The 11,483-nt window shown below is 45.0% G+C and carries 10 protein-coding genes; 6 read left to right on the top strand and 4 right to left on the bottom strand.

The features are described from left to right. Positions 1-481: 481 nt before the first annotated feature. Positions 482-733 (top strand): hypothetical protein, encoded by a 252-nt coding sequence (locus J7545_RS03420; protein WP_318698053.1) that lies wholly within the window; start codon positions 482-484, stop codon positions 731-733. Between the two features lie 157 nt (positions 734-890). Here J7545_RS03420 and J7545_RS03415 read toward each other — a convergent pair whose 3' ends face one another. Further along, complete coding sequence (locus J7545_RS03415; protein WP_318698052.1) at positions 891-2,183, bottom strand: hypothetical protein; 1,293 nt, start codon at positions 2,181-2,183, stop codon at positions 891-893. 859 nt (positions 2,184-3,042) lie between these two features. Here J7545_RS03415 and J7545_RS03410 point away from each other — a divergent pair. Next, positions 3,043-4,152 carry a DUF3419 family protein gene (locus J7545_RS03410; protein WP_318698051.1) on the top strand — a complete coding sequence of 370 codons (1,110 nt, stop codon included), beginning with the start codon at positions 3,043-3,045 and terminating at the stop codon, positions 4,150-4,152. 87 nt (positions 4,153-4,239) lie between these two features. On the opposite strand, the gene J7545_RS03405 is transcribed toward J7545_RS03410, so the two are convergent. Next, complete coding sequence (locus tag J7545_RS03405) at positions 4,240-4,971, bottom strand: glutathione peroxidase (RefSeq protein ID WP_318698050.1); 732 nt, start codon at positions 4,969-4,971, stop codon at positions 4,240-4,242. 182 nt (positions 4,972-5,153) lie between these two features. On the opposite strand from J7545_RS03405, the gene aspS reads away from it, so the two are divergent. Beyond that, positions 5,154-6,950 carry an aspartate--tRNA ligase gene (gene aspS / locus J7545_RS03400; RefSeq protein WP_318698049.1) on the top strand — a complete coding sequence of 599 codons (1,797 nt, stop codon included), beginning with the start codon at positions 5,154-5,156 and terminating at the stop codon, positions 6,948-6,950. 113 nt (positions 6,951-7,063) lie between these two features. Here aspS and J7545_RS03395 read toward each other — a convergent pair whose 3' ends face one another. Beyond that, positions 7,064-7,225, bottom strand: a complete 162-nt coding sequence (locus J7545_RS03395; RefSeq protein ID WP_318698048.1) for a hypothetical protein — start codon at positions 7,223-7,225, stop codon at positions 7,064-7,066. A gap of 8 nt (positions 7,226-7,233) precedes the next feature. On the opposite strand from J7545_RS03395, the gene J7545_RS03390 reads away from it, so the two are divergent. From J7545_RS03390 to J7545_RS03380, 3 genes are read left to right on the top strand one after another with little or no spacing between them, the layout of a single operon-like run. Beyond that, positions 7,234-9,369, top strand: a complete 2,136-nt coding sequence (locus tag J7545_RS03390; protein WP_318698047.1) for a hypothetical protein — start codon at positions 7,234-7,236, stop codon at positions 9,367-9,369. Positions 9,370-9,377: 8 nt separating this feature from the next. Then, positions 9,378-9,887, top strand: a complete 510-nt coding sequence (locus tag J7545_RS03385) for a hypothetical protein (RefSeq protein WP_318698046.1) — start codon at positions 9,378-9,380, stop codon at positions 9,885-9,887. A 38-nt stretch (positions 9,888-9,925) separates the two neighbouring features. Next, positions 9,926-10,303: a hypothetical protein gene (locus tag J7545_RS03380; RefSeq protein ID WP_318698045.1), complete on the top strand. Its 378-nt coding sequence runs from the start codon at positions 9,926-9,928 to the stop codon at positions 10,301-10,303. Between the two features lie 325 nt (positions 10,304-10,628). Here J7545_RS03380 and J7545_RS03375 read toward each other — a convergent pair. Further along, on the bottom strand, positions 10,629-11,483 hold an 855-nt coding region (locus J7545_RS03375), incomplete at its 5' end, for a sensor histidine kinase (protein ID WP_318719136.1).

Raw genomic sequence — 11,483 nt, 5'->3', positions numbered from 1 at the left:
TCCGCTAGAGGTTGTGCGCAAATATTGCGACTACAAAGGCGTGGAACACAATTATTCCATTGGGTTTCACATGCATTCTTGGGAGGCGGCTGATTTGTATACGCTGCTTTTTAAGAGCGATACCGTCTGGATTACCGTTGACGACAAAACTGAGGAAATTTACGAGTTTTAGCTATGTTGCTTGACCCATATTAAAAAAAGAAAACATTCCCCTACCGAACTACCCGAATAAGAGAAATAGCATCAGCTCAAGTGACAGCAGTCAAGGGCGTAACGAAGTGGAGCCGGTAGGGAACCCTTGACGGATGGAGCGAGCTGATTAATCTATTTTCTTCGGGTGGTGAGATAGGGAACAGAACCTTACCTATCTTGAACTGGAATATTAATAGCTTTGCTAATTAATAAAAAATGCAATAATCAGCTCTATTTGATTGTAATAGTGCTATAAATTTATCAGGTTGTTTTTGTGGGGTATATTTCAATGGAAGAAAAGAAAAAAGAATTAGAGTTGCAGATAAGCGCTCAGATTTTCAATAAATTAATCGAGATTGAATTGAGTGACGAACACAGTCAGCTAGAGGGGCTAGACAGATATGACTGTAGCCCAGAAGCTGGAGGTATAGTTTACTTGGTTGAAGATACGGCTTATGCAGCAGTACTCGCCAGTAAGAAATTGATTGAATATAGTGATAAGTCCCTAGATGAGTTGAAGTCTTATATCAACCGCTTCTAAAAGAGAGTAATTTGAATGAGTCAATAAACTGTTTATTTTGCTTGATTAATAGTGCCTTTTATCCCTTCTGCACCATAAAGTATCCAAAAAAAAGACCCCTAAATGGGGTCTTTGGAGGATGGTTGCTTGTCCTCAAGTTTCCGTTACTAACTCTATTCTAACCGCCAATCCTAGGGAGGTCGTCATTTCCTCCTAGGAGTTCATTGAGCCTGGCATTCTCCTTTTTCAGGAAACGGATGGTTTCCTGAGCTTGCTGTAGATTCTGTTTGAGTTCAGCAATTTCAGCATCCTTGTTTACCTTCCGTCTCAGAAGGCCCCTTTTATTTTTAATTGATTGATGCCCTTTATAAGTGGTGTCATTCATTAAAGTGGAATGCCCAAGGCTTGCAGACCTCTGGTCTACTGTTAGACCTGAGATGATGCCATGATAATTAGCCAAGTGTCTTAAGGCATGAGTTTGAGTGAAGCCTTGTCCGCCAACTTGTTTGATAAACCGAGACAGTTTCTGTCTTAGCCGTGTCTGATAAACCTCTTTGACGGTTGACGGTGGACTATCAGCTTTAGGGATACACTCAGGCATCTTCACTTCTGGGTCTTTTACTCCTAACAACTCAATCAGGTTAGGGTAATCTGGGTGAATCATTGGACGGGCAATACGTCCCCCGGTCTTGATAGTCACCCAGTGGTTTTTACCGCTAGTATCAGTAATCCAAAACCCATCGGTCAACACAATTTCATGCCATTGGTTACTTGGATCGGATAATGCAGGAACTGTTTCTCCATCAATAGTGACGGGCTTATACAAATTCAAGATAGCCTTGAATTCAGAACAACGGAGTCCGTAAATTAGGTTGATACAAATAGCCTTGAACCATGATTTACGAGAGTCAATGTTTCGCCACTGAGCCTTAGTTAGCTCATAACCATTGAGTCCCAAAACCCTAGCCCTGAAGTCTAGAAAAGTTTCTAGGTCGATGGTCTGCTCTTTGTTCTTTTTGACGACTCGGATAGTCCCAAAATGCGATTGTACTTTGGACAATTCTTTGTCAAGTCGAGTATCCCTTAGAAGCTTACAACATGAACTATAAGCATGTTTGAACCCTTTAGAACAGAGAGTCTGATTCCCAGAGATGGACTTGATCAACTGTTCCCAATTACGGGTAAGCTCGGAGATGATGTTCTCTCCAGTCAGCCTGAGTTCTGGGTTGAGCTTTTTATGGTATTGCCCATAAGCATCATGGTATCCAGCTAGAGTGTTAGTTTTAAGCCTCTCATCACTTCTATCTCTACCACACTTGTCGTAGCCATTGAGGTAATTGGCTTTTACAACCTCAATGGCATTCCCGATAGTAGTGATGTCATTTTCAAGGGATACAGCCCCCTTGATTTGTGTCTCATACCATAACCAGAACTCGCTTTCTGTCTCACATTCATTGAGTTTGTGAGCCACAAATAGAGCCTTAGCTAGGGCATTGACGCAACCATCGCGAGTGAATGACTCGTTACAGGAATTGTTAACCGTTGCTGGTTTGGTAGCGGTCTTGAACCGGAGATACAGTCGGTTACCGCTACTAACAATCCGAACACCCCTGGAGGTACTCTTCTGGCAAGCCTTAAGGTAAGTCCTCACCAGTTCGTGGTCTACCTTCTTGGATGGGTCAATCTGGTTAGAGTGGAAATACTCATTTGCCAGAGACCATGCTTGTTTTATGTAGGTTTCCATGTTCAACACACTTTCAACACATTTTCAAGGTTCGGTGTGTTGAAATGTATGTAAGCCAGGGCTTTTAGTCTACGCTATCGCGTTAGCGGTTCGGTGAAACACGAGTTCGAGTCTCGCCATCCGCATGAGATAAAGATGAATGGGAGGCTGGCTATTTCTTGCTCGCAAGGCAAAGCCACACGCCCCTCAAACCCTTGCGGGGAAAACTATGCCTAAAATAACCATAACACCCCCCAAATGGATAAGCAAGAAATAGGTCAAGCCATAGATAACTTATATCCCACATTCGGCACGACAAAACGTAGTATAAATAGCTCTGGCAACTTGAGTGAGTATGGAGGCTCAATAAAAATTGAAAAGTAATGGGGGATTGTATGACTCAAAACCCAGTTGGTATCAAGAGTGGCTCCTGAAGCCAATTAATCCCTAAAACAGCTCACCACCAAATATTTGGAGCACGAGTCAAAAAGGTAGCTTTGGTAAAGCTTCTAGCCATTTGGATAGCGTTAGTTTATAATATGAGAGTGGGTTCGATTCCTCCTACCCGCTTGCTCAAGACCTGACCCATTGATATGGGGCAACCGTCATGTCCAGCGAAATCGAAGAGCGTGCCCAATTCTCCCAGATCCGCTATGGTCAGTGTTGGGAAGATGCTGAGATCCTCCTGGAAGGGTTAGCGATTCAACCGGGAGATACCTACTTATCGATCGCCTCAGCCGGTGATAATACTCTGGCTCTGTTGACGCGATCGCCAGAGCGAGTCATTGCCCTAGACCTGAGTTTAGCACAACTAGCCTGTTTAGAATTACGGGTCGCAGCCTATCGCTGTTTAACTCATCCAGAGCTATTATCTCTGATGGGTAGCACCACTGAAAGTACAGAACCCACAACCAGACAAACCCTGTATCAGCGCTGCTGTCCTCACCTTTCCCCCACAGTAAAACAGTTTTGGGACGATCGCCCGCAATTGATTGCCATGGGAATCGGAAATAGTGGTAAATTTGAGCGCTACTTTGAGATTTTCCGCCGCTATATTTTACCCTTAGTCCATGGCAAAAAACAGATTAACCAACTCTTGCAAGGAGGAATCCTAGAAGAGCGCCAATTATTTTATAATCAGGTTTGGAATAGCCGACGATGGCGATGGATGTTTCGCCTCTTTTTCTCCCGCACGGTAATGGGAAATTTAGGGCGAGACCCCAGTTTTTTCCAATATGTGAATGCCAATGTCGCTGAACGAATTTTCGATCGCGCTGAATATGCCCTAACTCAGCTTAACCCGGCGGATAATCCCTATTTACAATGGATTTTAACCGGCCATCATACCACCGCACTGCCCTATGCCCTGCGTCCAGAACACTTTGACACAATTCGTGCTAACCTCGATCACCTAGAATGGCATCAGTGTTCTGTAGAAGCCTTTCTCGATCAGTTACCCAACCAGACAATCGATCGCTATAATCTCAGTGATATGTTTGAATATATGTCTTTAGACTCCTATCACCAGATTCTGGCAAAACTGATTCAAAAAGGCCGTCAGGGAGGCAGGTTAGCCTATTGGAACTTATTGGTTCCCCGCCATTGTTCCCCAGAATGGTCTAATCAAATTCGCCCTCTTTCTGATTTAGCCCATCATCTGTACGATCGAGATAAGGCATTTTTTTATAGCGCCTTTCATGTAGAGGAAATTGTGTAGTGAGGGGGTAAGAAACCGGGTTTCTATTCCTGTGAACAAGGACACTAGATGTAAAAGTAGAAACCCGGTTTCTCGGTTGCGCGATCGCTAGGAAGCGAAGTAAGCCGCTAAATCTTCTGAACCGCCAATATGTTGACCGTCGATGAAGACTTGGGGAACCGTAATTTTGCCGGTAATCGCTTGAAGAGAACGGGTACTTACAGCATCGGCGAGTACGATTTCTTCGTATTCTAATCCCTTTTCTTGCAGCACAGCTTTGGCTTTGGCGCAGAAAGGACAGCCGACTTTAGTAAATAGAGACACCATTTTCGGCTTAACGGCGTTGGGATTGATATATTTGAGCATCGTTTCTGCGTCGGAAACCTCGAAAGGATCGCCAGGTTTTTCCGGTTCGATGAACATTTTGTCAATGGTTTTATCTTTGACGAGCATGGAGTAGCGCCAAGAGCGTTGACCAAATCCGAGGTCTTGTTTGTTTACTAACATGCCCATTCCAGCACTGAAGTCTCCGTTGCCGTCAGGAATGAAGGTGATTTTATCGGCTTTTTGATCTTTCGCCCAAGCATCCATTACGAAGGTGTCATTAACGGATACGCAGATAATTTCATCAACTCCGTTTGCTTTGAAAACGTCCGCAAGTTCGTTATATCCGGGAACATGGGTAGAGGAGCAGGTAGGGGTGAAGGCTCCGGGAAGAGAGAAGACAATAACCGTTTTGCCACCAAATAGCTCATCAGTACTGATGTCTTTCCATTCGTTGTTGACGCGAGCACGGAAGCTGATGTTGGGTACGGTTTGGCCTTCTTTATTCTGCAACATAAGTGTTGATCTCCTGATAGACAGCTAAAACGAAGTCGTTATGAATTTGGATTGATTCAATCATACTCATAATGACTTCGAGTTGTCAAGGAAAAATTTTTGGATCGTTCAGTACCGTCATTCTTGTTGGATAATGGGGAAGTTGTGTTAAGCAAGAACTCTACTGAACGCTAGGAACCACCATGCGAACCCACTACTGCGGAGAATTACAAGGAAAAAACATTGGCGAGACGGTAACCCTGTGTGGTTGGGTCGATCGCCGTCGCGATCATGGTGGTGTAATTTTTCTGGACTTGCGCGATCGCACCGGAATCGTGCAAATTGTCAGCGATCCAGACCGGACACCCGACTCCTATGAACTGGCGGAAAAACTGCGCAATGAGTACGTGGTGCGAATTCAGGGACGAGTCACCCAGAGACCCGAAGATTCACTCAACCCCAAAATTGCCACGGGAGAAATCGAGATTTATGCCGATAAAATTGAGCTACTCAATGGAATTAACCGGCAAATGCCGTTTCAGGTCTCCAGTTATGAAGAGGAGGCTGTACGGGAAGATTTGCGGCTGAAGTATCGCTATTTAGACTTGAGACGCGATCGCATGAGTAGCAACTTGCAACTGCGCCACCAAGTCGTAAAAGCGATCCGTCGCTACTTAGAAGATGAGCAACAGTTTATGGAAGTAGAAACGCCCATCCTGACACGCTCTACCCCAGAAGGAGCAAGGGATTACTTGGTTCCCAGTCGGGTAAATTCGGGGGAATGGTACGCCCTGCCTCAATCCCCCCAACTGTTTAAACAGCTACTAATGGTCTCCGGGCTTGACCGGTATTACCAAATTGCTCGCTGCTTCCGGGATGAAGACCTACGAGCCGATCGCCAGCCCGAATTTACCCAATTGGATATGGAAATGAGCTTCATGTCCGAAGAAGACATCATTAATCTCAACGAAGGATTGGTTTGTCATATCTTCAAAACCATTAAAAACATTGATATCCCCCGACCCTTTCCCCGCATCACCTACAAAGAATCGATGGATCGCTATGGATGCGATCGCCCCGATACCCGGTTTGGACTCGAATTAGTCGAAGTTTCGGATGTCGTCAAAGAGTGTGGGTTTAAGGTCTTTTCCGGAGCTGTTGCCGCTGGTGGCGCAGTGAAAATTTTGCCCATTCCCAACGGCAACGATAACATCTCCAATGTAGCCATTAAACCCGGCGGCGAACTGTTCAAAGAAGCCACTGAAGCCGGCGCTAGGGGTCTAGCCTATATTCGCGTCCGTGAAAATGGAGAAATTGACACCATTGGCGCGATTAAAGATAACTTGAGTGCTGAACAAAAACAGGAAATCCTGCAACGCACGGGAGCCAAAGCGGGCCATTTACTCCTCTTCGGAGCTGGCGATACTGCCACGGTCAACAAAACCCTAGACCGGTTGCGGCAAGTCATTGGCAAACAAATGGGATTAATTGACGACAATCAAATTAACCTCATTTGGGTTACCGACTTCCCCATGTTTGAATGGAATGCTGACGAAAAGCGTCTCGAAGCCTTGCATCACCCCTTCACCTCCCCAAATCCAGAGGACTTAGACGACATCAAAAGCGCCCGTGCCATAGCCTACGATCTGGTCTATAACGGCAATGAAATTGGTGGGGGAAGCGTGCGGATCTACCAACGGGAGATTCAAGAAAAAGTGTTTGAGGCGATCGGATTATCCTCCGAAGAAGCCCATAATAAATTTGGCTTTCTCCTAGAAGCCTTTGAATATGGAACGCCTCCCCACGGCGGAATTGCCTACGGCTTAGACCGACTGGTAATGCTCCTTGCCGGTGAAGACTCCATCCGCGATGTAATTGCCTTCCCTAAAACCCAGCAAGCGCGGTGTTTGCTCACCGATGCTCCTGCAACTGTGGATAATCGCCAGTTGAAAGAACTTTCTGTGGCTTCCACCCACAAACCCAAGGCAAAAAATGGGTAATCGGTAGTCATCATGTAGTCATGATAAAGTAGTGTGCCCTGAGCAGAGTCGAAGGGCACACCATTTCATTCCAAACCTGATTTTTGCAACGCCTGAAGCAATAATGACGTGAACTAAAGAAATTCAGCCCATTCTTTCAGATAGCGGGTAATTATACCGCTTTTCTCTTTCTCCATGCCTCTGTGGTTAACTGACATGGGCGATCGCTTCCCTGGGATGGCAATGACAACTCCCTCAAGGCTATATAATGGGCGGTAGGGCCGTAAATTGGCCATGGCAAATCATGAAAATTCGACGCAAACGAACCGTTCAGGACACCGTACAGCCTAAAACCCAATTGCCTAAGTCCCGTCCTTGGGTGAAGACAACCCCTGAACTGAGCCAACACAATACTCCATCTTCTTCGACTGTCCAACGTCTACCCGTGAATTCTAGGGAACTGTTGGGCAAAGTTTCGACTTTAGCGCCGCAAGAGAATTTATATCGATCGCCCTCTGCCCTCGAAAATCCCACAGATCGCCTCTATCCCAAGCGTCTCCCTCGGCAAGACCGAAGTATTTCGCCGCCCCACAAATCTCCCCTTTTCGGAACCATTCGGCGATCGCCCAAACCCCAATCTCCTACTCTACCCAAACACAACCTCAACTGGGGACATTTCTCCTCAACCTTACAACCATTAGGCGATCGCTCTCCCATCACCCCCTGGAAACCCGCTCACTTGTTGCAGCGCCAACCCACGATCCAGCGTGATAACCTAACCTCTGGCACAGAAGCCCCCCAAGACTCCACACCCAACCGAACCATACAACCCCCCACCCAGCAGGCTCCCTCACCCCCCAATACAGAAAATTCTGAGCCACAAAGCGATCGCCGCCAACCTCCCTCCCACAAAGCTCCCCTCAGCCCCGATAAAATTAAGCTAGAACAAAAAATTTCAGAATTAAAAGAAGCCAAAAACCTATTATTAGAAGAGAAAAACAAGAAAGAAAAACAACTCTTATCTCTCTTAATCCCCGTTGATAATTGGATTGAACACAAAGCCAGTACATCCGGTTACTCCGATATTTTCTATCTCTATAAAACCCAAGGGCCTCTGCAAAGAGCCATGATTTTATCTCAGCTAGGGGTCAGTAACTTTTCCTTAGCTGAAGCCAAATCTAAACTTAAATCCAGACAACTGAGCAAGTTCGGTCGTAAAGGTTTTGATTGGACAAAATTTTCTGATGCACTGCAAACCATTAGGGCCGTCAACCCCTGGGATGAGACCTTTATCCAGGATATGTCCGAACTCGGTGGCGCGATTGCTGCCATTGGTTCTGCCTCTACGTCTCATTTGGCCAATCTTGTTGGGGGTCAAGTCGTCGCAGATTGGAGCAGTGAAATTGGTTCCCTGTTGGGAGTCGTAGGATTACTGATTACAGCCTATCGAGAATATACAGAACTTTTAGCCAACAATGATCTTGCTCTCTATAAAACTCGCGTCGGTAAGCTAGGCACTACCCTCGCTGACATCGGCCGCTATACCAGTACCGGACTGGTCACCTTATCCAGTGCAGTCGAAAATACAGGCATACTCCATAAGCTCGGAAGTGGACTTTCGACCGCAGCAGCAACCTCCGCAGCAGGAGCCTTTGCCATTGTTGGAGGAGCCATTAATGTCGGAGTTGGGATCAGTCAATATCGTCAAGCTGGGCAAAATCAACAAGATTTAGAAGAAATTAGCAACAGTGATGATCCTCACCTCGATACTGACCTGAAGAAAGGAGCAAAACTAGGAGCAATAAACCAAGGTTGGGACAAAAAGCTGGGTGCAGCCAGAATTGCCAAAGGAACCGCCATGATGCTCGGTGGCGCTCTCTTATTAGCTGGATTAGGGCCGGTTGGATGGATAACATTAGCTGTTGCTGGGGTAATTGGTGGTACAGTGGCTCTAGCTAAATATTTTGGTTGGCGTAAGCGGAAGAATGATTTTGTTGATGAAGAATTAGGCGTTAATGAACGATATAAACAACTTACAGGTCGATCGGTAAAAACTGGATTTATGGCGAAAAAATTTGGTTTTTCTAACCAAGAAAAAGCCCGAGATCAAATTCGAGATTATCTCTTAAGAAGGGACGGTTTTGTGAATGCTGACCAATATTATTACTATCGTCTCAATCAAATGGCTCAAACGATTCTCACTCAGGCACAAGTCGATATGCAACTCTTGCAGAAACGAGACGATCTTCAAGAGGATTCAGCTAAGGAAAATAAGACTAAACTACGCGATTATCTACAAGCTAACGATCTCAATCCGAGGCACTATCCTGGATTGTGTGTTTTGATTGGTTTAGGTCTCAAACTCACAGTCAAGAGAATTGCCAATAGCCGATTACCGGCGCAAAGTAATATAGTTACACAACTCGATTACAGTAAGTAGAGTAAATCATGGAGACCTCAGAGCGCCCCCATGAATTATTGGTTTCCATTCAAGAGATCCTAACTTCTTGGGAAGTCGAAAACCAATGGATTGAACCTACAGAAGAGGTTCCCTATTATGGTTTGCTTGCCCGCTTTTATCTTTTAGATGGTTTCCCTATAGATTGGCAATTTTGTATTTTGCCTAAACTGCATGAGAGCGAGGATTTTGCTAGGCAAGAATTTTTACAATTGTTTATTGAGTTAAGTGATAAAGTTACCCCAGAACATCTCGATCGAACCCTAAGAGAGATCGCCGCAATCAATTTGAATTTGCCTTTTGGTGCGTTTGGAGTGGTAGAAGACTTGCAGGTTCTCTATTTTAAGCATAATACCTTAATTGACATCAGGGGCAATAATACTCCGTATCGCTCACGCGATCGCGCCATCACCCTGGACATTCTCCAAAATCAATGGAGTATGATCCTATACAGCATTAATCGATTTTTTGAATCCTTAATGCAAACGTTGGAGAATTGATTACACTAGGTAGAATTGCATTCAAACAGCCTGTCTTCATGCTCACCGACATTTTCCCCTTCTCCTTTTCACTGAATACAACAGCGATCGCCGGAACCACCCTTTGGTCTCTGGGTCTTTACTTAGGCTTTTCTCCTCTTAGTGATTGGATTATGCTGCAACTGACTCGGTGGTTCAATTTTGCTGAACGCAGTCTCTATACCTCAGTGGAGGAATTTGAACGCACTAGGGCAAGTCGAGAAGCACAAAATGCCTTTTATGCCTCCTTATTTAGTATTATTCCCTTTCTAATTGTCGGTGGTTTATTTAATTGGGCTGTAGAAGCAACATTAGGCAACAGTTGGGCCATTAGCATGGGATTATTGGCCTGTGTTGCTTGTGGGGTTTATGAGTTAGGACGCAGAGATGCTCAGTAGAGAGTGGGGAAGAACATAGGACAGCTCAATTGTGGTTTTAGGGAACAGGGAACGGGGAACAGCCAACAGAAAATGTATTACCGCGCTTCGCGCAGTAATGGGTAATTGGAAAACTATTTTTCACGCTTTTCTTTCACTTTCGGAGATCGCGATCGCTCTATCCCCTATAGAGAGAGATATTTGCCTTTCTGGCTAAATTTTTGAGGTTCTGTTAGGAAAAACTATCGCGATTGCTGATCCTGCAAGAGTTCTAGAATTTAGTCAAGACAAGAGTTTTCCTAGAGTGACAGAAGAGGGATAACTATCCTAAGCAACTCCTTCTCTGCTATAACTCAAGGGGAATCTCAATGACAAACTCCGTTCCTTTTTTCAGCTCAGAGACACAGTACAACTGTCCCCTATGCTGCTCAGTGACAATTTGGTAACTGGTGGATAAACCCAGACCAGTCCCTTTACCGACAGGTTTGGTGGTAAAAAACGGGTCAAATATACGCTGGCGAATGCTGTCACTAATTCCTGGCCCGTTGTCTGCAATGCGAATCTTGATTTTTCGTGTATCAGTACCTTCAGTGCTAATGCGAATCTCTCTTGTTTTAGAAGACACCTGAGCGTTGAAGGATTCTAGGGCATCGATCGCATTGGTGATAATATTAAGAAAGACTTGATTGAGTTGACTGGCGTAGCAGTTGATTCGCGGCAGTTTTGCATACTCTTTAGTGATTTTAATTTCCTTTCGCTTCCCAGTAGAACTGAAGCGATGCTGTAAAATCATCAGGGTATTATCCAATCCTTCATGGACATCTATTCGCTTCATTTCTGACTCATCTAAACGAGAGAAATTACGCAATCCCAAAATAATGTGGCGAATGCGATCGCTCCCTTTCTCCATAGAGAAGAGGATGTTTTCCATATCTTCCTTAACAAAATCCAAATCACTGTCTTCTAGCTTTTCTGCCAGAGTCACACTTGTATCAGGAAATTCTTGTTGGTAAAGTTCGACCAGCTCTAACAACGTGCGGAAATGATCGCGTGAGTAAATAATATTGCCTGAGATAAAGCTGATGGGATTGTTAATTTCATGGGCAATTCCCGCCACCATTTGCCCCAAGCTAGACATTTTTTCGCTCTGGATTAACTGAAGTTGAGTCCTTTGTAATTGCTCTAGAGTGGTTTGCAAGTG

The sequence above is a fragment of the Roseofilum sp. SBFL genome (assembly GCF_017746885.1).
Classification (GTDB): Bacteria; Cyanobacteriota; Cyanobacteriia; order Cyanobacteriales; family Desertifilaceae; genus Roseofilum.
Note: the sequence above shows the minus strand (reverse complement) of the source record. Positions and strands in the feature narration are given on the sequence as shown.